Raw genomic sequence first — 21,826 nt, forward strand, 5'->3', positions numbered from 1 at the left:
GGACGGCCCGAGATGAGCACGCGGGCGGAACCGGCCGGAGCCCCGCCACCCCCCGGGACGCAGACGGGCAGGGCGGAACCGGACCGCTCGGCACTCTCGGCGGGCGCCAGACAGGAGCGCCGACTCGGCTGGCTGCTCTGCGCGCCGGCTGTCGTCGTCATGATCGCCGTGACCGCCTACCCCGTCGGATACGCCGTCTACCTGTCCCTCCAGCGCTATGACCTGCGCTTTCCCGGACGGGCGGAGTTCGTGGGACTGAGCAACTACGGGGCGGTGCTGACCTCTCCGTTCTGGTGGGACGCCTTCTGGGTCACGTTGTTCATCACCGCCGTGTCCGTGGCGATCGAACTGGTCCTCGGAATGGGGCTCGCCCTCGTGATGCACCGCACGATCTTCTGGCGAGGCGTCGTCCGCACGTCGGTCCTCATCCCGTACGGGATCGTCACCGTGGTGGCCGCCTTCTCCTGGCAGTACGCGTGGACCCCGGACCTCGGATATCTGGCCGAGTTGCTGCCCCAGGGGGACGCTCCCCTGACCGAACAGTGGCCCGCCCTCTGGCTGATCATCCTCGCCGAGGTGTGGAAGACGACGCCGTTCATGGCTCTGCTGCTGCTCGCGGGCCTCGCGCTGGTCCCCGAGGAGACCCTGAGAGCGGCCATGGTGGACGGTGCCACCGCCTGGCAGCGCTTCACCAAGGTGATGCTGCCGCTGATGAAACCGGCCATCCTCGTGGCACTGCTCTTTCGTACCCTGGACGCGTTCCGGATCTTCGACAACATCTACATCCTGACCGCGGGCGCCCAGGGAACCGGCTCGGTGTCGATCCTCGGGTACGACAACCTGTTCACCGCGCTGAACCTGGGCATCGGCTCGGCGATCTCGGTCCTGATCTTCATCTGCGTCGGGATCATCTCCTTCACCTTCGTCAAACTGTTCGGCGCTGCCGCACCCGGCGCGGAGGTGAAGCGCTGATGGCCGCAGTCGGAAAGACACATGCCGCCCGATGGGGTCTCCTGAACGTTCTGGTCGTGCTGTACGCACTGTTCCCCGTGGGATGGATCGCCGCACTGTCGTTCAAGAACCCCAGCACCCTGACGGACGGCAACTACATCCCCACGGACTGGACCTGGGACAACTACCGGGGCATCTTCGAGACCTCCGAGTTCACCCGGGCGCTGATCAACTCGATCGGTATCGCCCTGATCGCCACGGCGATCGCGGTGGCGCTGGGCACCATGGCCGCCTACGCGGTGGCGCGGTTGCGCTTCCCCGGCAAGCGGGTCCTCATCGGCATGTCGTTGCTGATCGCCATGTTCCCGCCGATCTCCCTGGTGTCGCCGCTGTTCAACATCGAGCGGATCATCGGGATCTTCGACACCTGGATCGGGCTGATCATCCCGTACATGACGTTCTCCCTGCCGCTCGCCATCTACACCCTGTCCGCCTTCTTCCGGGAGATCCCCTGGGACCTCGAGAAGGCCGCCAAGGTCGACGGGGCGACGCCCGCGCAGGCCTTCCGCATGGTCATCGTGCCGCTGGCCGCGCCGGGCGTGTTCACCACGGCCATCCTCGTGTTCATCTTCTGCTGGAACGACTTCCTGTTCGCGATCTCGCTGACCTCCACCGAGTCCGCGCGCACCGTGCCCGCCGCGATCGCGTTCTTCACCGGGAGCTCCCAGTTCCAGCAGCCCACGGGGTCGATCGCCGCCGCCGCCGTGGTCATCACCATCCCCATCATCGTCTTCGTCCTGCTCTTCCAGCGGCGGATCGTCGCCGGACTGACCTCAGGGGCGGTCAAGGGGTGAACTCCCCGACCGTGGCAGGCAGCACGCGTCCTAAGGCAAGGAGGCACCACCCATGGCCGAGATCATCCTCGAGGGAGTCACCAAGCGCTTTCCCGACGGGTCCCTCGCCGTCAAGGACGTGGACCTCGAGATCGCCGACGGCGAGTTCGTGATCCTGGTCGGTCCGTCGGGTTGCGGCAAGTCCACCACACTGAACATGATCGCCGGCCTGGAGGACATCACCGAGGGCACCCTCCGCATCGGAGACCGCGTCGTCAACGACCTCGCTCCCAAGGAACGCGACGTCGCCATGGTCTTCCAGAGCTACGCCCTCTACCCGCACATGAGCGTCCGGGAGAACATGGGCTTCCCGCTGCGTCTGGCCAAGGTGGACAAGGCCACCATCGACGCCAAGGTCACGGAGGCCGCACGGATCCTCGATCTGACCGAACACCTGGACCGCAAGCCCGCCAATCTCTCGGGCGGTCAGCGTCAGCGGGTGGCCATGGGACGGGCGATCGTCCGTGATCCCAAGGCGTTCCTGATGGACGAGCCGCTGTCCAACCTGGATGCCAAGCTCCGGGTGCAGATGCGCACCCAGATCTCCCGGCTGCAACGGCGCCTCGGTACGACCACCGTGTACGTCACCCACGACCAGACCGAGGCGATGACGCTCGGCGACCGGGTCGTGGTCATGCGACAGGGCCTTGTCCAGCAGATCGGGACACCTGCCGAGCTGTACGACCTGCCGCGCAACATCTTCGTCGCCGGCTTCATCGGTTCCCCGGCCATGAACTTCCTGAACGCCACCCTCGAGGGCGCTGCCCTGCGCTCACCCGTGGGCGACCTGCCCCTCGACGACCGTACGAGACGGTCGTTGGAGGAGCAGAACGCGCCACGCGAGGTCATCATCGGGCTGCGGCCGGAGGCGTTCGAGGACGCGGCCCTCTCCCACGAGCGGGACCGTACGAGCCCGGTCTTCACCGCCACCGTGGAGGTACTGGAGTCGCTGGGCTCCGATGTGTACGTCTACTTCACCGCGGAGGGCGGACGCGCGACGACCACCGAGTTGGAGGAGCTCGCCAAGGACTCGGGTCTGCGCGACACGGGGGCCGACACCCATCAGATCGTGGCCCGTCTGGACGCCGCCACACGTGCGCGCGAGGGTGAGCCCATGGAGCTGCGGGTGGACATGGCCAAGGCCCATGTGTTCGACCCGGCGAGCGGAGCGAACCTCACGCATCCGGAACGGGTGGACTGACGGCGGCCGATGTCGGACGTCGGGTCGGAGGCCGTTGCCCCATCGGTGGGAGAACGGCCTTCCCTCGGCCCGGCCCTGCTCCGTCCCTCCCGCGGGCTCGGCCAGACCTCGACCAGCACCTTGCCCGGTTCCCCTCCCGGTTCACGCAGAGGCTGCGGTACGCGTGCGGGATCGCGTCGAAGCCCTGGTGGACGGTCTGGTGGTACCGGATCTCACCGGCGCGGACGAGACCCCCCACCTCCTGGTGCATCCGCGTCCGCAGCGGCTCGTGGAACCATTCCCGGGCGAGGATGCCGCGGATCGAGGTGCGCGGGAACATGATGTACGGGCAGCAGCCGCGGCCTGGTCAGTTCGCCGTTCACCGTGGTGGCCCACTGCCAGCACACGGAAACCTGTACCTTCTGCGCGTCGTCGGCCTGCGTACAGCACCACCTCGTCGAAGCCGAGCCGCGCAGGTACTCGACCTTGCCCGGTGAGGCGGTGGTGCCCACCACCCGGGCGGCGCCCGGCTGGTGGGCCAACGGGCCCACCAGCGTGCCGGCCGAGCCGGACGCGCCGCCGACCACCACCGTGTCGCCCGGGCGTACGGTCATGAACCGGGTGAGGGTGCCCCACGCGGTCATCCCCGGCGCGCCCATCACGCCGAGCGCGGTGGACGATGTGGGCCACTTGGCTGCCCCGGGCGCCGAAGCCCTGCGCCAGGTCACCGACTTTCAACGCGGCCTCCGGCCCCGCCTCCAGCACCTCCATGATCGAGTCCGCGCCCATGTGGTGGCCGATCGGCGTCACGCGATGTGCGAGGTCGTACGGTCCGGTGCAGGCTGGGGATCATGTCAGGCAATCGGGTGAGGCGCCGGGCGGCCGAAGGGTCCGACGGGCCCGACCGGCCGGACGGCCCCGACGTCGAGACGGTGCTCGACGAGCTGTACGTGACCCCGCCGTCGGACTTCGTCGGCCGCCGGGAGGTATGGGCGGCGGCCGCCAGGACGTCCGGTCGCGGCGACGACGCGCGGGTCATCCGGAGCGCGCGTCGGCCCACCCTGGCGGCGTGGGCGGCCAATCTGCTGCTGCGCTCCCGTCCGGAGGAGAGCCGGCAGTTCCTCGAGCTGGGGGAGTCGCTGCGCGAGGCGTACCGCACGCTGGACCCCGGCGGTCTCAAGGAGCTGTCCGACCAGCGGCGCCGTGTCGTCGCCGCCCTGTCCCGGGAGGCCGCGGGGCTCGCCCGGACGGCCGGGCAGCCGCTGTCCGGCTCGGTGCTGCAGGAGGTCGAGTCCACGCTGCGCGCCGTGCTGGCCGACGCGGACGCCGCCCGACGCTGGTCCGGAGGTCGGCTGGAAACAGCCCTTGCCCCGCCGTCGACCTTCTCCTCCGGCACCGGACCATCCGCCACGGCCCCCACGACGGCGAAGCGGCCCACCCGTGCGACGGCGAAGCGACCGGCCCCCGCGAAGGGGAAGCGGTCCACCCCCGCCGAGCCGCCGGCGGCATCGACGCGCGGCCGCGAGGGGAAGGACGAGCTCGCCGAGCGCCGCCGTGAACGGCAACTGCGGCTGGAGCGGGAACAGCGGCTCGCTCAGGCCCGGGAGGATGCCGAGGCCGCCGAACGGCGGCTCGGCGACCGGCGCGCGGAGGCGGAGGACGCCGACGCGTCGCTACGGCGGACCCGCGACCACCGCGACCGGGCGCGGCGCCAGGTGTCCGCCGCCGAGCAGCAGCTCCGCAAGGCACGGGAAGCCCTCGAACGAGCCCAGGAGCAGGCCCGCCGAGCCCAGGAGCAGGTCGGTCGCGCCGAGGAGCACGCGGGCCGTGCCGAAGAGGACCTCGACCGTGCCGAACGGGAGCAGCGACAGGCCGAGGAGAGGCGGCGGACGGCCGCCGCCGCCCTGGCCGAGGCCGAGCGGGAGGCCCGCGACACCGCCCGAGCCGTCGACCGCCTGAACCGCTCGCACGGTGACTAGGACATGCCCGCAGGCGGCCGACAGGGCCGGCCGGACAGGTCCTGGCCGGCCTCGCCCCCCACGGCCCCGACCTCAGCGCAGGTGCCCCGCTAGCCGCTAGCCGCTCGCCCCACCTCCGGCCCGGCCCCGCCTCCGGCCCGGCCCGCCCGCGCGCCCGGCCCCGCCCGCGCGCCTGGCTGTCGCGCACGCTTGACTTAGCGCGCGCTCCAACCTGAAGACTCCCTCCCGAGGCCCCACGAACGGGCCGAACGGGCTGAACGGGAGGTATCGGTATGAAATACCGCACGATCGGCAGCGACCCGAAGACCCGTCGTGAGGTGAGCGTGCTGTCGCTCGGCGCGATGCTCTTCGGTTCACGGACGGACGAGAAGACGTCGTTCGCCGTGCTCGACCGCTACGTCGAAGCCGGCGGCAACTTCATCGACACGTCCGACAACTACGCCTTCTGGATCGACGGCGGCCAGGGCGGCCAGAGCGAGGAACTGCTCGGACGGTGGCGCCGCAGCCGGGGGACAGGCGCAGAGATCGTCATCGCCACCAAGCTCGGCGCCCGGCCCCTCGCCCCCGGCACCAGTTACGTCGACAACGCCGAGGGACTGTCGGCGAAGGTGATCCGGGAGTCGGCTGAACGCAGCCGGGAACGCCTGGGGGTGGAGCGGCTCGACCTGCTCTACGCGCACATCGAGGACCGCACGGTTCCGCCGGGGGAGACCGTCGAGGCGTTCGGGGAACTCGTCGCCGAGGGCACGGTCGGGCTGCTCGGCGTGAGCAACCACGCCATGTGGCGCGTGGAGCGGGCCCGCGCCCTCGCCGCCGCGGCGGGACTGCCGGGCTACGAGGTGCTCCAGTACCACCACAGCTATCTGCGGCCGCGGACCGACGTTCCCAACGCCCTCTGGGCGCACGGCACACTCGGCGCGGCCACCGCCGAACTGCTGAGCTACCTGGAGGCCGAGCCGGACCTCACCCTCGTCGCGTACTCGCCGCTGCTCACCGGCGGCTACGTACGCCCCGAGAAGCTTCAGCGCGAGTACGACCACCCGGGCACGCCGGCCCGGATGAAGGCGCTGCGGGAGGTGGCGCGGGAGACCGGGGCGACCGTCAACCAGGTCGTGCTGGCCTGGCAGCTGGGCGGCCCGCTCCCGATCGTGCCGCTCGCGGGGGTCTCCTCGGTGGCCCAGCTGGAGGAGAACCTCGCCGCCGTGGACCTGGACCTGACCGCCGAACAGCGACACCGGCTCGACGCGGCGCACTGAACCGGCGCGCGGCACGCGATGACCGTGCGCGCCGATGTCCACGGCGACGGAACACTCGCCGGCCGGGCGGCGTTCGCGGCGGAGCGGGCCTTCGGCCTCCAGGCGCTGACAGCACGCCGCCCCGGCCGGGAAGGAACCCGGCCGGGGCGGCGGAGTGTGGCCTCACGGGGGGCCGACCCGGGGACCACGGGCGAGCCGGGGTGCCGTCAGGTCGGCCGGACCGAGCGGGGCGTCAGGCGAAGTTCGCCAGGGCCTCGTTCCACGTGGCCGAGGGGCGCATGACCGCGGCGGCCTTGGCCGGGTCGGGCTGGTAGTAGCCGCCGATCTCGGCCGGCCGGCCCTGGACGGCGATCAGCTCGTCGACGATCTTCTGCTCGTTCGCGGAGAGCGTCTCGGCGAGCGGGGCGAACGCCTTCGCCAGGTCGGCGTCGTCGGTCTGCGCGGCCAGCTCCTGCGCCCAGTACAGGGACAGGAAGAAGTGGCTGCCGCGGTTGTCGATGCCGCCGAGGCGACGCGAGGGGGACTTGTCCTCGTTGAGGAAGGTCGCCGTCGCGCGGTCCAGGGTGTCGGCCAGCACCTTGGCGCGGGTGTTGCCGGTGGCCTCGGCGTACTGCTCCAGCGACGGGACCAGGGCGAAGAACTCGCCGAGGGAGTCCCAACGCAGGTAGTTCTCCTTGACCAGCTGCTGGACGTGCTTCGGGGCGGAGCCGCCGGCGCCCGTCTCGAACAGGCCGCCGCCCGCCATCAGCGGGACGACCGACAGCATCTTGGCGCTGGTGCCCAGCTCCAGGATCGGGAACAGGTCGGTGAGGTAGTCGCGCAGGACGTTGCCGGTGACGGAGATGGTGTTCTCGCCGCGGCGGATGCGCTCCACCGACAGCTTGGTCGCCTCGACGGGGGCGAGGATCCGGATGTCCAGACCCTCGGTGTCGTGGTCCGCCAGGTAGGTGTTGACCTTGGCGATCAGGTTGGCGTCGTGGGCGCGGGTCTCGTCCAGCCAGAACACCGCCGGGTCACCGGTGGCGCGGGCGCGGGTGACGGCCAGCTTCACCCAGTCCTTGATCGGGGCGTCCTTGGTCTGGCAGGCGCGGAAGATGTCACCGGCGGAGACGCTCTGCTCGATGACGGCGACGCCGTTGCCGTCGACCAGACGGACCGTGCCCGTGGTCGCGATCTCGAAGGTCTTGTCGTGGGAGCCGTACTCCTCGGCCTTCTGCGCCATCAGACCGACGTTCGGGACGGAGCCCATCGTCGACGGGTCGTAGGCGCCGTGGGCGCGGCAGTCGTCGATCACGGCCTGGTAGACACCGGCGTACGAGGAGTCCGGGAGCACCGCGAGGGTGTCGGCCTCCTGGCCGTCGGGGCCCCACATGTGGCCGGAGGTGCGGATCATGGCCGGCATCGAGGCGTCGACGATGACGTCGGACGGCACGTGCAGGTTGGTGATGCCCTTGTCGGAGTCGACCATCGCCAGCTCCGGGCCCTCGGCGAGCTCGGCGTCGAAGGACGCCTTGATCTCGGCGCCCTCCGGCAGAGCCTCCAGACCCTTGAAGATCCCGCCCAGGCCGTCGTTCGGGGAGAGGCCGGCCGCGGCCAGCGCCTCGCCGTACTGCGCGAACGTCTTCGGGAAGAAGGCGCGCACCACGTGACCGAAGACGATCGGGTCGGAGACCTTCATCATCGTGGCCTTCAGGTGCACGGAGAACAGCACGCCCTCAGCCTTCGCCCTGGCGACCTGGGCGGTGAGAAACTCGCGCAGCGCGGCGACCCGCATCACGGAGGCGTCGACGACCTCGCCCGCGAGGACCGGTACGGACTCGCGCAGCACGGTGGTGGTGCCGTCGTCGCCGACCAGCTCGATCCTCAGCGCGCCGTCCTCGGCGATCACCACGGACTTCTCGGTGGAGCGGAAGTCGTTCTCGCCCATCGTCGCCACGTTGGTCTTGGACTCGGAGGTCCAGGCGCCCATGCGGTGCGGGTGGGTCTTGGCGTAGTTCTTGACGGAGGCGGGGGCGCGGCGGTCGGAGTTGCCCTCACGCAGGACCGGGTTCACGGCGGAACCCTTGACCTTGTCGTAGCGGGCGCGGATCTCGCGCTCCTCGTCGGTCTTCGGGTCGTCCGGGTAGTCCGGAAGCGCGTAGCCCTGGCTCTGCAGCTCGGCGACCGCGGCCTTCAGCTGCGGGATCGACGCCGAGATGTTCGGCAGCTTGATGATGTTCGCCGCGGGGGTCTTGGCCAGCTCGCCCAGCTCGGAGAGGGCGTCCGGGATGCGCTGACCCTCCTGGAGGTACTCCGGGAAGACGGCGATGATGCGCCCGGCCAGCGAGATGTCACGGGTCTCGACGGAGACACCGGCCTGCGAGGCGTACGCCTTGATCACCGGCAGGAACGAATACGTCGCCAGGGCCGGGGCCTCGTCAGTGTGTGTGTAGATGATGGTCGAGTCAGTCACCGGGTGCTCCGCTCCACGTCTGCAACATTGCTCGACATCAAGATATCTCGTGCCGGGACGCGATGGCGCAGGGGGCCGGGCGCGTTCGGGGGTGGGGCCGTGGGGTGTGTAGGCGGGTGCGGGTGGTTCGTGGTTTCTCGCGTAGTTCCCCGCGCCCCTGAAGGGTCGGGCCTGCGGCCCGCCCTTCATCAGGTGTGGCCGTTGAAAAGCACGGGGCCGCAGCCCCGGGCGCTTTTCAGGGGCGCGGGGAACTGCGCGACAAACCCCCGCTCACCCGCACGTACGCTCCCCGCGGCAATCCCTACCGCGACTCGACGGAGTCGATCGACCCCTCGCGCTGGTGCGGGATCTCGAGACCCGCACCCGCACCCGCACCCGGCTGGAGCGTGACCGTCCGGCGGGGTGCCGGGATGTGGATGCCCTCGGCCCGGTAGCGCCGGTGCAGGCGCTTGATGAACTCGTGCTTGATCCGGTACTGGTCGCTGAACTCCCCGACCCCGAGGATCACGGTCATGCCGATCCGAGAGTCGCCGAACGTGTGGAAGCGCACGGCCGGCTCATGATCCGGCTTGGCGCCCTCGACATCCTTCATGGTCTCGGCGATGACCTCGTTGGTGACCCGCTCCACGTGCTCCAGGTCGCTGTCGTAGGCGACGCCCACCTGCACGAGCAGGGTCATCTCCTGCTCGGGCTGGTTGTAGTTGGTCATGTTCGTGCCGGCGAGCTGCCCGTTCGGGATGATCACCAGGTTGTTGGAGAGCGACTTGATCGTCGTCTGTCGCCAGTTGATGTCGACGACATAACCCTCCTCGCCGCTGCTCAGCCGGATGTAGTCGCCCGGCTGGACCGTCTTCGACGCGAGGATGTGGATGCCCGCGAAGAGGTTGGCCAGCGTGTCCTGAAGGGCCAGCGCCACCGCGAGGCCGCCGACGCCGAGGGCGGTGACCAGCGGCGCGACCGGGATGCCCAGGGTCTGCAGGATCACCAGGCAGCCGAGCGCGAGGACCGCGACCCGGGTGATGTTCACGAAGATGGTCACCGAGCCGGCGACCCCGGCCCGCGACTGGGTCACCGTACGGACCAGACCGGCGATCACCCGGGCCGCGGTGATCGTCGCGACCAGGATCAGCAGCACGGTCAGCGACTGGTTCACGTTGTGGTGGACCGTCCGCGTGAGCGGCAGCGCCGCGGCCGCGGCCGCCGCGCCGCCGACGAACGCGCCCCAGGGGACGAGGGAGCGCAGCGCGTCGACGATGACGTCGTCACCGCTCCAGCGGGTCTTCGTCGCGTGTCCGCCGAGCCAGCGCAGCAGCAGGCGCAGCAGGAACGCGGCCGCCAGGCCCGCGACCAGGATGATTCCGGCCACGAGGCAGTCGTCGACGGTGAGGGTCCGGGTCATCGGTCGCCTCCCGTGGGGCGGGGGGAGCGGTCGACGGGCCGTATGTCATGTCCCGCGGACCGTATGTGATGTGTCGTCACCTTGCCACCTGCTCGAATCCGGAATGCACGATCACGCTTGCCCGGACGCGTGTGCGACGCCGGGCGCGACCGCTCATCCTGCCGCACTCGCCCTGCTGATCGGCACCGGACCTGCGTGGATCGGCCATTGACGACCCGTCGAACGCGGCGGAATGTCTGATACGCGCCACAGGGTCACAGCGCCACAGAGTCACAGCGCTGCAGAGTCACAGCGCTGCAGAGTCACAGTGTGGCGGCCGTGCCCGCTCAGAGCACCTTCAGCCGCACCAGCGCCCCCAGCGTCAACGCCCCCGGCAGCAGCGGCAGCCAGAGCGTGATGACCCGGTACGCCAGCACCACCGCCGTGGCCACGGCGGCCGGGGCGCCCACCGCGATCAGGGCGACCACGAGCGCCGCGTCCACGGACCCGAGGCCGCCCGGTGTCGGGACCAGGGCGACCGCGACGGTGGCCGCGAGGTACGCGACCGCCATGTGGAGCACGGGTATCCGCAGGCCCAACGCCAGCCCGACGGCGGCCAGTCCGGCCGCCTGGAGCGCGGGGAAGGCCAGCGAACCGCCCCACAGGGCGAGCACCCGGACCGGCCGTGTGTGCACCGAGCGGGCCTCGCTCAACGCGGTGCGCACGAAACCGGACACGGCCGTGCGCAGTCGCCGTACGAGCAGCAGGCCGAGCGCTGCCGCGCAGACCACTCCGGCGAGGGCGGCCAGCAGGGGAGCGGTCGACCCCTCCGGGAGGAGCGGGCCGAGGCGCAGCGCGCCCGGGAACGCCAGCAGCAGGGCCAGCAGCAGCCCTAGCCGGGCGACGGACTCGGCCAGCAGATACAGGGCGAGCGCCGCCGACGAACGGGCCGGCGGCACCCCGCACACCGTCATGAACCGCAGGTTCACCGCGCTCGCCCCGAGGCCGCTGGGCAGCAGATGGTTCGCCGCGCCGGCCGCGAACTGGGTGGCCAGCAACCGCCGGGCGGGCAGTCGCTCGACCAGGGCGCCCTGCCGGGTCACGGCCGCCGCCACCCAGGTCAGGCAGGTCGCGCAGACCGCCGCCGCCAGCCAGGGCCACCGCGCGGTCGCCAACTGCCCGAACCCCTCGACGAGGACGGAACGATGGCGCACGGCGAGGACCAGGACCAGGGCGAGGGGGAGCAGGCACAGGATCCGGCGGACCGGGAGGATCCGGCGGACGGGGACACGCCTGGGGAGCCCCTCTGGGTGCCGTTTCGCTGTCACACCGGGAGAGGTTTTCCGCCACGCCCCAACGCCGGGTTGCGGGCGCACGGACGGGCGGTGACCGGCGCGGGACTTCACCGCACGCGGGTACTCCCGGAGAACCAGTTGACCTCAAGATTGGTTGAGGTTCTAGCGTCCTTCCCATGAGTATGGAGATGACCGCCTGGAGCCAGCTGCAGGGCATGTCGAACGCCCGGCGGCCGAGCCGCCCCTTCGCCCGGACGACGCTACGGCGCGTCGGGGCCTTCGCCCGTCCACATCGTCGCCGTATCGCGTGGTTCGTCGCGGTCAGTGTGGTGACCGCCCTTCTCGCCGTCGCGACACCGGTGCTCGCGGGGAACGTCGTAGACGTGATCGTGTCGGACGGGGACGAGGCGCTCGTCGTCCGCCTTGCCGTGCTCATCGCCCTCATCGCGGTCGCCGAGGCGGCCCTCGGGCTGCTGGGCCGATGGCTGTCGGCGAAGCTCGGCGAGGGACTCATCCTCGATCTGCGGACCGCCGTCTTCGATCATGTGCAGCGCATGCCGGTCGCGTTCTTCACACGTACTCGTACGGGAGCGCTCGTCAGTCGTCTCAACAACGACGTCATCGGCGCCCAACGGGCGTTCAGCAACACCCTGTCCGGGGTGGTCGGCAACCTGGTCACCCTGGTCCTCACCCTCACCGTGATGCTCACCCTCTCCTGGCAGATCACCCTGCTGTCACTGGTCCTGCTGCCGGTGTTCGTGATCCCCGCCCGCCGTACGGGCACCCGGATGGCCCGGCTCCAGCGGGAGGCCGCCGACCTCAACGCGGCCATGGGCACCCGGATGACCGAACGCTTCTCGGCGCCCGGTGCCACCCTCGTCAAACTCTTCGGACGCCCGGCCGACGAGTCCGCGGAGTTCGCCGAACGGGCCCGCCGCGTGCGCGACATCGGCGTCCGCACGGCGATGGCGCAGTCGGTGTTCATCACCGCCCTCACCCTCGTCTCCGCCCTGGCGCTCGCCCTGGTGTACGGCCTCGGCGGCTGGTTCGCGCTGCGCGGCACCCTCGAAGCGGGCGCGATCGTCTCCCTCGCCCTCCTGCTGACCCGCCTCTACGCCCCGCTGACCGCCCTCGCAGGCGCCCGCGTCGAGATCATGAGCGCCCTCGTCAGCTTCGAGCGGGTCTTCGAGGTGCTCGACCTGAAACCGCTGATCGCCGAGAAACCCGACGCCCGCGAGGTGCCCGAGGGACCCGTGTCCGTGGAGTTCGAGGACGTCCGCTTCGGCTACCCGTCCGCCGACAAGGTCTCCCTCGCCTCCCTGGAGGAGGTGGCCGCACTCGACACCCGGGGCGGCAGCGAGGTCCTGCACGGGATCTCCTTCCGCGCCGAACCAGGCCGCACGATCGCCCTCGTCGGCTCCTCCGGCGCCGGCAAGTCGACCGTCGCCCAGCTCCTGCCCCGCCTGTACGACACCGACGCCGGCACCGTCCGCATCGGCGGCGTCGACGTACGGGACCTGAGCGCCGAGTCGCTGCGCGGCACCGTCGGCATGGTCACCCAGGACGGGCACCTCTTCCACGACACCGTCCGCGCCAACCTGCTGCTCGCCCGCCCCGGTGCCACCGACGACGACCTGTGGGAGGTCCTGCGCCGCTCCCGCCTCGACGACCTCGTACGGTCCCTGCCCGACGGCCTCGACACCGTGGTCGGCGAACGCGGCTACCGGCTCTCCGGCGGCGAACGCCAGCGCATGACCATCGCCCGGCTGCTGCTGGCCCGCCAGCGCGTCGTCATCCTCGACGAAGCCACCGCCCACCTCGACAACACCTCCGAGGCCGCCGTCCAGGAGGCCCTCACGGAGGCGCTGGAGGGCCGCACCGCCGTGGTCATCGCCCACCGCCTGTCGACCGTACGCGCCGCCGACCAGATCCTCGTCGTCGAGGCCGGCCGGATCGTGGAACGCGGCACCCACGAGGAACTCCTCGCGGCGGACGGCCGGTACGCGCAGCTGTACCGCACGCAGTTCACGAAGGACAAGCGGCCGGTGACGGTCGCCTGAAAGCCCCGTGAGCCCCGGGCCGGCCCCCGACCGGTCCGGGGCTCAGCCCTCCACGCCGGTCGAGGTGTGGGCGGAACCGACCGGCTTCGACTCCGGGGAACCGCGCTGGCGCAGATAGATCGAGAGGATCGCCATGGAGGCGATGGCGAGGAACTCCGACTGCCAGTTCTGCAGCGTACGGTTCCAGAAGTCGGCCGCGAGGACGTACTGACCCCACGTCAGGGGCGCCTGGAGCCGCCGCAGCTGCTCCTCGTTGTACGCGGCCACGCCCGCGATCGACTGGGCGAGCCAGGACAGCACGAAGATCGCCCCCATGACGTACCCCAGCGAACTGGCGTAGAGCTTGAGGCGCACACCCCCGGCCGCGGCCCACCGCGGTGACTCGGGCCCGGCGTGCGGCCCCACCCGCTGCTCCTCGTCCGACTCCACACCGATCCTGTCCAGGCTCTTGGACTCCGGCGAACCGCGCTGGACCAGCCACACCGTGAGGAAGAGGAACAGGAAGAACTGCAGGTACTCGGACTGCCAGTTCTCCATGAGGTCGACGGCGAAGTCCGAGGACGTCACGTACTCGCCGAGGGAGATCTCCTGGAGGTCCTCCGCCGCGAGCTGGTTGTCGAAGTCGGCGTGACCGGCGAACGCCTGCCCGACCACGGCGAAGGCGAACAGCGTCAGGAAGGTCAGCCCCAGCCCGTTGTCGCGCAGGAACCGCCGCACGGATCCGCTCACCGGTGCAGCACCCCCAGCGTGACGCAGTAGGCCAGACCGGTGGCGATCACCAGCAGGCACAGCACGAACATGGTGCGCACCGGACCCTCACCCGCCCTTCAGAAGGCACTGGTAGGGCCGCTGCGGACGCGGCGTGCAACCGGCGGCCACGACCTTCCAGCCACCGGAGAACCGCGACAGGAACAGGGTGTCCCCCGGTAACTCCACGCGGGCCTGCCGCCCGTACACGTCGACGCCCGCGCCCCGCCCACCGGCTCCCTCGACGGACGGCATGTCCTCCTCCAGGACGCCCTCCTCGCACGCCGCACCGGCGGACTGCTCGACCTCCTCACGGACGGCCGGCGCCAGCACCCCGCACAGGGCCGTGCCGTCCCGCGCGCTCACGGCGCGTTCGAAGTCGAGGGCCGCGTCCAGGGCGGCCGTACGCCGCTCGTCCACCGAACCACAGCCGGTGGTCAGCACGAGGGGCACCAGCACGGCCCCCCTCACCACCACCGTCCGCCACCGCCGCCAGGGCATTGCCGCCTCCCGTTCGACCGTTCAGGGACGTGTCGAGGGAAGGTAACCCCGCCCCACAGCCCGACACGGGGTGCCGCGCGACGGGCACGGGCCCGTCGTCCCCCGGCTGGGGCAACCGGCGCTACGCCGCGCTGGTCGCCGTGGTGGGGGAGCCGTCCACCGGCAACCCGTACACGGCGAAGGCGCGCCGGATGACCGGCTGGGCGACATTGCGCACCCGTACCCCGCCGCTGGTGATGCCGTGCTCGGTGCCCAGATGGGCGTGGCCGTGGACGGCGAGGTCGGCGCCCGACTCGTCCACCGCCTCCGCCAGCAGATAGCTGCCGAGGAACGGATAGATCTCCAGCGGCTCACCGACCAGCGTGTCCGGCACGGGCGAGAAGTGGGTGAGCGCGATACGCACCGCGCAGCCGTCCGCCGCCAGACCGTCGAGGGCCCCGCGCAGCCCGTCCGCGAGCCCCCGGGTGTGCCGGACGAAGGCCTTCATCTCGGGTTCGCCGAACTCGCTGCCGCTGCGCCCGGCGAAGCCACCGCCGAACCCCTTCGTCCCGGCGACACCCACCCGGACCCCGTCGACCTCGACGACGGTCCCCTCGCCCTCCAGCACCGTCACGCCCGCCGAACGGAGGACGTCCGTGACGTCGTCGGGCCGCTCGGCGTGGTGGTCGTGGTTGCCGAGGACGGCGATCACGGGCACCGGCAGACCCGCCACCTCGTCGGCGACGACCCGCGCCTCCTCCGGAGTGCCGTGCCGGGTGAGGTCACCGGCCAGCAGCAACAGGTCGGCCTGCCGGTGGAGCGTCTCGAACGCGGGCCGGAGCAGACCACGGCTGTCCGGCCCCAGATGGATGTCCCCGACGGCGGCGACCCGGATCACGACAGGTCCTCAGGGTGGTCGGGCGCGGTCACGTCGGCCAGCGCGATGTCGGCCCGGACGGCGATGCCCGGCAGCTCCTCCGCCGCCAGACGCAGGATGGCCTCACGGTCGTGGGCGGTGGACGCGGTGCCGGTGATGTGCACGGAGTCGCCCCGTGACTCGATCCGCATCCCCAGCTCGGCGAGATCACCGCCGGCGAGCCGTTCGCCCAGGTGGGCGATGCGGTACTCGGTGTTCGAGGTGGGGTGCGCGGACTGCCCGGACTGCGCGGGGGTGGTGTCGGGGTCCGTGTCGTCGTCAGGTTGTTTCGCCATGGCCGGTCTCCTCCGGCTCGATCACATGGAGGCGCTCCAGCAGATACAGGAAGGCCGCGGGCATCGGTACGGCACCGCACTCCCGCCGGACCCGGGCCCAGTCGATCTTCTCCCGCAGGGTCCGGGCGATCGGCAGCGCGGAACCGAAGTCGCAGTAGTGCTCCGAGAACGACATCAGCCGCCCGATGAGCAGATCCGTCGCCGACAGCACCGGCATCCACACGGACTGGACCGACAGCACCTCCGCCCGGTCCAGCAGCTCCCGGCTCACCGGCACCCGGGCCGGCCGGAAGATCAGATCGACCTCCTGGCCGTGGCTCCGGGTCTTCAGCAGCCAGTCCTCCGGGGGCTGGACCACCGCGAGGCCCGCCGACTCCAGGGTCGCGGTGACGGCGTCGATGTCCTCGGGCAGGACACAGAAGTCCACGTCGTGCTGGAGGGTGCCGGGGCCGCCGTGGGCGTACACGGCGACACCGCCTGCCAACGCGAAGGGGTGCCCGCCGGCCTTGAGCAGCGAAGCGACCTCCTTGGCCGCTTCGAGGATCGCCTGGGTGCGGTCCGGTGGGAGCCCGTCGTCGTTCGGGTCGGCGAGATCGCCCGCCGACCGGACACCGCCGTCCCGCGTCTTCACGTGCGCCCTCCGGCCGCCACGAAGAGTGCGGGGCACCGCTGGAGCACGTACGGGTTCTCCATGCCATCCACGATAGTGCGGCTGCGGGCGATGGCGAGGCGGGCGACGGGGCGACGCGATGGGGGCGACGGGGATGGCCGCGGATGGAATGGGGAGCTCGCCAGCCGAGCGCCCGCCGGCGGGCGGGGCACGGGTGGGGGATGGCGGCGGCCCGGGCGGTCGAGAGCCGTCGGCGGACTGTCACGTCACGTCGCCGCTCCCGTACAGTCCGTGTTGTTCCGTGTGGCGGCCGTGTCCGGCGGTCCGCCAGGGGAGGAGACATGGATACCGCAGCCGGTTCAGGCCCACTGCCATACGCCCCCGGAGTCGGCCCTCGGCCCGTTCCCGAAGCAGAGCCCGAGGTCGTCGAGCGGTGGCGGTCCGGGGGAGGCGAGCTCGTCGAGCTGTTGACGGAGGTGCGCGCACGGCTCGGCGGTGTCGCGGCCTTCCGTCTCGGACCGTCGCCCACCGTCCTCGTCACCGACCCGCATGCGGTCCAGCACGTCCTCGCCCTGCACCCCGAGCGGTACGTCAAACGTTCCCACCGCGCGCGTCTGCTGGTCGGCGACGGTGTCCTCGCCGCCACCGGCGCGGCCTGGAAGAGCCAACGCCGTCTGTTGCAGTCCCAGTTCACCGGCACCGGCATGCGCCGACACGAGCACCGGATCACCGCCGCCGCGCGGACCACCACCGAACGCTGGACCGCGTACGCCCGTGACGGCCGGACCCTGGACGTCGGGCGTGAGATGCGCCGCTACGCCCTGGACGCCATCTGGCGCACACTCACCGGACATCCCCTCGACGACGAGACCGAGCGGGAACTGGGCGCTGTCGCCGGCGTCGGGGCCGCCCTTCCCACGCTGCCCGCCGATGCCACCGCCGCGCGGGACGCCGTCGCCGCCGATCTGGCCCGGATCGACGCGGTCGCCCGGCACGCCATCGAGGCCGCCCGGAAGGGAGAGGCCGGTCCCGACGGTCCCGGAGTGCTGCACGTCCTGCTCGACGCCGCCCGCGAACGCCCGGAGTACACCGACCAGTTGATCCGCGACGAGCTGGTCACCCTGCTCGCCGCCGGGCACGAGACCACCGCCACGACCCTGACCTGGCTGTACCTGCTCCTCGACCGGTACCCCGGTGCCCGTGCACAGGCGCTCGCCGCAGGCGGCGACGGCTCACCGCAGCGTCGCCAGGCCCTCCAGGCCCTGGTGCACGAGACGCTCCGGCTCTACCCGTCCGCGTGGATCCTGCCCCGCCACGCCGCCGAGGCCGACACCCTGGCCGGCCACACCGTCGAGGCGGGCACCGACATCCTGGTCTGCCCGTACCTCACCCACCGGGACCCCGAACTCTGGCCCGATCCGGAGGAGTTCGACCCCCGACGCTTCACCACCGCGGACGGACGCCCCACCCACCCCGGCGCCTACTACCCCTTCGGAGTCGGCCCCCGAGCCTGCCTCGGCCTCCAGTTCGCCCTCCGCGAGTCCACCGTCCTCCTCGAACACCTCCTGCCCACCCACACCTTGACGTTCTTCTCCACCCCCACGAGAACCGCGTACGGCATCACGATCCGCCCCGACGGCCCCACCCCGGCTTCGCTCAGCGCAACCACCGGACCATGAAGAGCGCCTGCTCGCCGGCACGACTCGGCGCCGTCGTACAGAGAGGTGTCCCAGCCGCAGAAGACCAAGCCCAGCCGGAGGTAGGCGCGAATGGCGGGAGCGTTGACGTTGCTGACCTCCAGCCATACGTGCCCTGCCCCGCACCCGCTGGCGAAGTCGAGGGCATGCCGCATCAAAGTCCGACCGATGCCCCTGGCCGCGCCAGGCCGGTGCGACCTCGATGTCGCGGATGGTCAGCCGACCGTTCCAGTCGTCGTAGGACGCCTCCACGAACCCGCACAACTCGTCGCCGTCGTGGGCGACCACCCCGCCCTGCCGTCCGCCGTGGTGTCGTCCGCGGTTGTCTCCATGGCTCGACCGTACGAGGTGCGTCGGCGGTCCGCTTCAGGTCCGCACGCGCTCGACCGTACGTCCGTCCCGCCAGGGGCGATCGCGGAGGATGCCCGGCCGTCATGCGACTGCTCGGGGAGCGGGCCTGGTGGATGCCCGCCCCGCTCGCCCGACGACTGCCGAGGGTGGCACTCGAACGCCCCGCTGACGGGTGAGCCGCTACTCCGCCCCCACCGGCGGCAGGGGTTCGAGCGCCGTGTGCCAGGGGGAGGGGAGCGCGGTGACACCGGTGCGCGCGGCGATCACACCGCCCGTGATGGCGCAGGTGGTGTCGATGTCCCCGAGGCCGGCGACCGTGGTCCACAGGCCCTCCTGAAGGTCGTCGAGGTGGCTCGCCGCGCACCACAGGGCGTACGGGACGGTGTCGGGTCCGGACATCCGGTAGCCGGACCCCAGGACCTTCGCGGCGTGCCGGACCGAGGTGTGGTCCGGCATGCGGGCCGCGACCAGCACCCCTGACCGGACGTCGCTGTCGGGCGTCCGGTCGGCGACCGCCCTGAGGAAGTCCGGTCGCGCCGGGCGGGGCCCGCCCCGGCTGCGTGTCGCGTACGCGGCGGCGAGGGCGACCGCCACCGCTCCGGCGGCGGCCTCCGGGTGGTGGTGGGAGACCACGCCCTGCCGGGCGGCCTGCTCGGCGACCGCGTCGAGGTCGGCGGCGTGCCAGGCGCCGAGCGGGGCGACACGCATGGCCGCGCCGTTGCCCCAGGATCCCTGGCCGCCGAACTGGCCCGTGACCACCTCGCGCCAGGGTTCGCCCGCGCCGATCCGGCGCAGCACGTCGTGCATCGAGGCCCCGTAGCCGCGGTGCGTGTCGGCGGCGTAGGCGGCCGCGAGACGCAGGGCGAGACGGTCCTGGTCGACGGTGCCGCCGCCCTCGGCGAGTTCCCGTACGAGGACGAGCGCCTGGGCGGTGTCGTCGCTCCACCGCCACGGGTGCTCCTGGGGCAGCGTCCGCGCTGCGAGGGCCGCGTCACCGTCCCGGCGCAGAATGCGGAACCAGCGGTCGCCGAAGGCGTCTCCGAAGGCGAGGCCGTACAACGAGTCCAGGGAGGCGGGAGGGATGTCGATCACCGGAGCAGTATCACAGCGCCGACCACGCCCCGGCACTCCGGTTTTCCCCGGGCCCGGAGCCCGGCGGTGTCCGCGGGCCGTCGTAGGCGGGGCTCCGGATCCGCAGGGCCGTCGAAAGCCTGCCTCGGCGTCCGTGGGGCCGACTCAGCTCTGCCACCCGGTGTGCGGGGAGGTGAAGTCCTCGCCGGGGAAGGGCGGTCAGGGGCAGTGGGGCCGCGCGCGCACCGCCCCAGCTGGGGCCAGACCCGCTCGACCTTGCTGATGCGCCGCTCCAGGCCGTGCCCGGTGGGCAGTGCGGCGGCCTTCCGCCGGAAGGCGGCCGCGTGCAGGTCGGTGACCGCCCGTACGTCCCGCACCACCGCGCTGTCCCGTCTGCCCTGGAGCAGGGGCGCCACGGACGTGGACACGTGCCACCGGCGCGCGAGAACACCACGGGGTGCCGAGGCTTCGCGTGCCGATGCCGCCGCCAAGGTCTGTTTGCTTCGCCTCAGTCGAAACCCTCACCTCTCGGCGTCGGTGCGCGGGCGCCCGGGGAACCCGGCGGGCACGCTCCACCTTGCCTTACGCCTTCGGCAGGCCCTTCGAACGCGCCTTCCGGAGTTCCTGTGGGCCGGTCGGGGCTTTGCTCTGGCTCATTCGCAACCTCGGGCGACCTCGCAGGCCCACGGACCGGCCCGTCCCCGTCGAAACATTTCGACATGGGTATCGAATCTTGCGAGAGGTATTGACGCCGTTCATCGGCTCCCTATGATCCGAATTGGTCGACACTCCGCCCCTTGTTCGAAATCACGCACAGGTCACAGGGTGTTCCGCTCGGACGGCGGGGCACCTCCGGGCCGCGCCCCATCGAAACAGTTCGAGCCGCAAGGAGTACGTCGCTCATGCGTATGTCATGCCCTCGTCAGTGCGGCGAGGTGAGTCGCGCAGAGACATCTGGACCCCGGTCGCCTCCGCGCTCGCGGACCGCCGTCAGCCGCACCGCATCGACAGTCCGGCCGCCCCTCCGACAGGGCCGGCCCGGAACGGAACCGTTCACTCCAGAATCGAGAGGTCGTCATGCGCAAAGGAACGTTCAGCCGCAAGCGTCTGTCTGTGGTGCTGGCCGCCGCCACCGCGGCACTGATCTCGGCGGCGTCGCTCGTCGCCAACCCGGCTCAGGCCGCCTCCAGCGCCGCCTGTGCCCTCCCGTCGACGTACCGGTGGACGTCGACGGGTCCGCTGGCGCAGCCGTCGAACGGGTGGGCCTCGCTGAAGGACTTCACCAACGTGACGTACAACGGCAAGCACCTGGTCTACGGGACGAACTTCGGCTCCAACTGGGGCTCGATGATGTTCACCCCCTTCACGAACTGGTCGGACATGGGCTCGGCCCGTCAGAACAGCATGAGCCAGTCCACGGTGGCGCCCACGCTGTTCTACTTCGCCCCCAAGAGGGTCTGGGTCCTGGCGTACCAGTGGGGCGCGTGGCCCTTCATCTACCGCACGTCGAGCGACCCGACCAACCCCAACGGCTGGTCCGCGCCGCAGCCGCTGTTCACGGGAAGCATCTCCGGCTCCGACACCGGCCCGATCGACCAGACCCTGATCGCCGACGGCCAGAACATGTACCTGTTCTTCGCCGGTGACAACGGCAAGATCTACCGGGCGAGCATGCCGATCGGGAACTTCCCGGGCAACTTCGGGTCGTCGTACACGACGATCATGAGTGACACGAAGGAAAGGCTGTTCGAGGCGCCGCAGGTCTACAAGCTCCAGGACCAGAACCAGTACCTCATGATCGTGGAGGCCATGGGGGCGAACGGGCGCTACTTCCGCTCGTTCACGGCGTCCAGTCTGAACGGATCGTGGACCCCGCAGGCCGCCAGCGAGAGCAGGCCCTTCGCGGGCAAGGCCAACAGCGGTGCCACCTGGACCAACGACATCAGCCACGGTGACCTGGTCCGCAACAACCCCGACCAGACCATGACCGTCGACCCCTGCAACCTGCAGTTCCTCTACCAGGGCAAGGCCCCCAACTCGGGCAACCTCCCCTACAACCGCTGGCCGTACCGGCCGGGTGTCCTCACCCTGCAGCGCTGACCGGCCTGATCCGGGAAGCCGGCCGACGGGTGCCTGACGGGGGTTCTCCCACGTCAGGCACCCTCGCGTGGGAGTACGGAGCGACGGGGTGCCGTCCGTCGGCGGCCGAGGGGC

Annotated in this window: 16 protein-coding genes and 4 pseudogenes; 8 read left to right on the top strand and 12 right to left on the bottom strand. The window is 71.3% G+C overall.

Annotation, left to right across the window (positions count from 1 at the left end; genetic code table 11):
- Positions 1 to 12 precede the first annotated feature (12 nt).
- Genes ACZ4Z3_RS15085 through ACZ4Z3_RS15095 form a run of 3 tightly spaced genes read left to right on the top strand, consistent with a single transcriptional unit; the run spans position 13 to position 3,045 of the window.
- The gene (locus ACZ4Z3_RS15085) at positions 13 to 972 is read left to right on the top strand and encodes a carbohydrate ABC transporter permease (protein WP_468501351.1); all 960 of its coding nucleotides are present in this window, start codon (positions 13 to 15) and stop codon (positions 970 to 972) included.
- Positions 972 to 1,805, top strand: a complete 834-nt coding sequence (locus ACZ4Z3_RS15090) for a carbohydrate ABC transporter permease (protein WP_468501352.1) — start codon at positions 972 to 974, stop codon at positions 1,803 to 1,805. The genes ACZ4Z3_RS15085 and ACZ4Z3_RS15090 overlap by 1 nt, the downstream gene beginning before the upstream one ends.
- Before the next feature lie 52 nt (positions 1,806 to 1,857).
- Positions 1,858 to 3,045: an ABC transporter ATP-binding protein gene (locus tag ACZ4Z3_RS15095; protein WP_468501353.1), complete on the top strand. Its 1,188-nt coding sequence runs from the start codon at positions 1,858 to 1,860 to the stop codon at positions 3,043 to 3,045.
- A gap of 460 nt (positions 3,046 to 3,505) precedes the next feature.
- On the opposite strand, the pseudogene ACZ4Z3_RS15100 reads toward ACZ4Z3_RS15095, so the two are convergent.
- A pseudogene (locus ACZ4Z3_RS15100) lies at positions 3,506 to 3,831 on the bottom strand (MDR family NADP-dependent oxidoreductase); the annotation flags it as partial.
- Between the two features lie 44 nt (positions 3,832 to 3,875).
- Here ACZ4Z3_RS15100 and ACZ4Z3_RS15105 point away from each other — a divergent pair.
- A complete protein-coding gene (locus ACZ4Z3_RS15105; RefSeq protein WP_468501354.1) occupies positions 3,876 to 5,003 on the top strand; it encodes a hypothetical protein in 1,128 nt (375 codons plus the stop codon).
- Positions 5,004 to 5,275: 272 nt separating this feature from the next.
- Entirely contained in the window at positions 5,276 to 6,259 is a 984-nt protein-coding gene (locus ACZ4Z3_RS15110; RefSeq protein ID WP_468501355.1) for an aldo/keto reductase, read from the top strand.
- Between the two features lie 232 nt (positions 6,260 to 6,491).
- Here ACZ4Z3_RS15110 and ACZ4Z3_RS15115 read toward each other — a convergent pair whose 3' ends face one another.
- The 3 genes from ACZ4Z3_RS15115 to ACZ4Z3_RS15125 all read right to left on the bottom strand — a co-directional run bounded on the left by ACZ4Z3_RS15115 (position 6,492) and on the right by ACZ4Z3_RS15125 (position 11,417).
- A complete protein-coding gene (locus tag ACZ4Z3_RS15115) occupies positions 6,492 to 8,711 on the bottom strand; it encodes an NADP-dependent isocitrate dehydrogenase (protein ID WP_468501356.1) in 2,220 nt (739 codons plus the stop codon).
- Positions 8,712 to 9,012: 301 nt separating this feature from the next.
- Positions 9,013 to 10,110 carry a mechanosensitive ion channel family protein gene (locus ACZ4Z3_RS15120; protein WP_468501357.1) on the bottom strand — a complete coding sequence of 366 codons (1,098 nt, stop codon included), beginning with the start codon at positions 10,108 to 10,110 and terminating at the stop codon, positions 9,013 to 9,015.
- A gap of 326 nt (positions 10,111 to 10,436) precedes the next feature.
- Entirely contained in the window at positions 10,437 to 11,417 is a 981-nt protein-coding gene (locus ACZ4Z3_RS15125) for a lysylphosphatidylglycerol synthase transmembrane domain-containing protein (protein ID WP_468501358.1), read from the bottom strand.
- Positions 11,418 to 11,566: 149 nt separating this feature from the next.
- Between ACZ4Z3_RS15125 and ACZ4Z3_RS15130 the strand changes: the two genes are divergently transcribed.
- Positions 11,567 to 13,444 (top strand): ABC transporter ATP-binding protein, encoded by a 1,878-nt coding sequence (locus tag ACZ4Z3_RS15130; RefSeq protein WP_468501457.1) that lies wholly within the window; start codon positions 11,567 to 11,569, stop codon positions 13,442 to 13,444.
- A gap of 42 nt (positions 13,445 to 13,486) precedes the next feature.
- On the opposite strand, the gene ACZ4Z3_RS15135 is transcribed toward ACZ4Z3_RS15130, so the two are convergent.
- The 5 genes from ACZ4Z3_RS15135 to ACZ4Z3_RS15155 form a co-directional block, all read right to left on the bottom strand.
- Complete coding sequence (locus tag ACZ4Z3_RS15135) at positions 13,487 to 14,173, bottom strand: DUF6766 family protein (RefSeq protein WP_468501359.1); 687 nt, start codon at positions 14,171 to 14,173, stop codon at positions 13,487 to 13,489.
- A gap of 87 nt (positions 14,174 to 14,260) precedes the next feature.
- Positions 14,261 to 14,692 (bottom strand): hypothetical protein, encoded by a 432-nt coding sequence (locus ACZ4Z3_RS15140; protein ID WP_468501360.1) that lies wholly within the window; start codon positions 14,690 to 14,692, stop codon positions 14,261 to 14,263.
- Positions 14,693 to 14,813: 121 nt separating this feature from the next.
- Positions 14,814 to 15,569 (bottom strand): metallophosphoesterase family protein, encoded by a 756-nt coding sequence (locus ACZ4Z3_RS15145; RefSeq protein WP_055541981.1) that lies wholly within the window; start codon positions 15,567 to 15,569, stop codon positions 14,814 to 14,816.
- Entirely contained in the window at positions 15,566 to 15,883 is a 318-nt protein-coding gene (locus ACZ4Z3_RS15150; protein ID WP_468501361.1) for a hypothetical protein, read from the bottom strand. Before ACZ4Z3_RS15150 ends, ACZ4Z3_RS15145 begins: the two co-directional genes overlap by 4 nt.
- On the bottom strand, positions 15,867 to 16,514 hold the full coding sequence (locus ACZ4Z3_RS15155) for a nucleotidyltransferase family protein (protein WP_468501362.1): 648 nt from the start codon (positions 16,512 to 16,514) through the stop codon (positions 15,867 to 15,869). Before ACZ4Z3_RS15155 ends, ACZ4Z3_RS15150 begins: the two co-directional genes overlap by 17 nt.
- Before the next feature lie 320 nt (positions 16,515 to 16,834).
- Between ACZ4Z3_RS15155 and ACZ4Z3_RS15160 the strand changes: the two genes are divergently transcribed.
- Positions 16,835 to 18,172 carry a cytochrome P450 gene (locus ACZ4Z3_RS15160; RefSeq protein WP_468501363.1) on the top strand — a complete coding sequence of 446 codons (1,338 nt, stop codon included), beginning with the start codon at positions 16,835 to 16,837 and terminating at the stop codon, positions 18,170 to 18,172.
- 125 nt (positions 18,173 to 18,297) lie between these two features.
- Here ACZ4Z3_RS15160 and ACZ4Z3_RS15165 read toward each other — a convergent pair.
- The 3 genes and pseudogenes from ACZ4Z3_RS15165 to ACZ4Z3_RS15175 all read right to left on the bottom strand — a co-directional run.
- A pseudogene (locus ACZ4Z3_RS15165) lies at positions 18,298 to 18,345 on the bottom strand (hypothetical protein); the annotation flags it as partial.
- 76 nt (positions 18,346 to 18,421) lie between these two features.
- Positions 18,422 to 18,478: pseudogene (locus ACZ4Z3_RS15170) on the bottom strand (hypothetical protein); the annotation flags it as partial.
- 243 nt (positions 18,479 to 18,721) lie between these two features.
- Positions 18,722 to 19,633, bottom strand: a complete 912-nt coding sequence (locus ACZ4Z3_RS15175; protein WP_468501364.1) for an ADP-ribosylglycohydrolase family protein — start codon at positions 19,631 to 19,633, stop codon at positions 18,722 to 18,724.
- A 1,164-nt stretch (positions 19,634 to 20,797) separates the two neighbouring features.
- On the opposite strand from ACZ4Z3_RS15175, the pseudogene ACZ4Z3_RS15180 reads away from it, so the two are divergent.
- A pseudogene (locus ACZ4Z3_RS15180) lies at positions 20,798 to 21,712 on the top strand (non-reducing end alpha-L-arabinofuranosidase family hydrolase); the annotation flags it as partial.
- Between the last annotated feature and the right edge of the window lie 114 nt (positions 21,713 to 21,826).

The organism is Streptomyces sp. NPDC030296 (assembly GCF_055572815.1).

Bases quoted from the DNA above. Each gene is read 5' to 3' on its own strand.
- ACZ4Z3_RS15140 (WP_468501360.1), bottom strand. From the start codon at position 14,692: ATGCCCTGGCGGCGGTGGCGGACGGTGGTGGTGAGGGGGGCCGTGCTG.
- ACZ4Z3_RS15150 (WP_468501361.1), bottom strand. From the start codon at position 15,883: ATGGCGAAACAACCTGACGACGACACGGACCCCGACACCACCCCCGCG.
- ACZ4Z3_RS15105 (WP_468501354.1), top strand. From the start codon at position 3,876: ATGTCAGGCAATCGGGTGAGGCGCCGGGCGGCCGAAGGGTCCGACGGG.
- ACZ4Z3_RS15160 (WP_468501363.1), top strand. From the start codon at position 16,835: ATGGATACCGCAGCCGGTTCAGGCCCACTGCCATACGCCCCCGGAGTC.
- ACZ4Z3_RS15085 (WP_468501351.1), top strand. From the start codon at position 13: ATGAGCACGCGGGCGGAACCGGCCGGAGCCCCGCCACCCCCCGGGACG.
- ACZ4Z3_RS15110 (WP_468501355.1), top strand. From the start codon at position 5,276: ATGAAATACCGCACGATCGGCAGCGACCCGAAGACCCGTCGTGAGGTG.
- ACZ4Z3_RS15120 (WP_468501357.1), bottom strand. From the start codon at position 10,110: ATGACCCGGACCCTCACCGTCGACGACTGCCTCGTGGCCGGAATCATC.
- ACZ4Z3_RS15090 (WP_468501352.1), top strand. From the start codon at position 972: ATGGCCGCAGTCGGAAAGACACATGCCGCCCGATGGGGTCTCCTGAAC.
- ACZ4Z3_RS15095 (WP_468501353.1), top strand. From the start codon at position 1,858: ATGGCCGAGATCATCCTCGAGGGAGTCACCAAGCGCTTTCCCGACGGG.
- ACZ4Z3_RS15130 (WP_468501457.1), top strand. From the start codon at position 11,567: ATGGAGATGACCGCCTGGAGCCAGCTGCAGGGCATGTCGAACGCCCGG.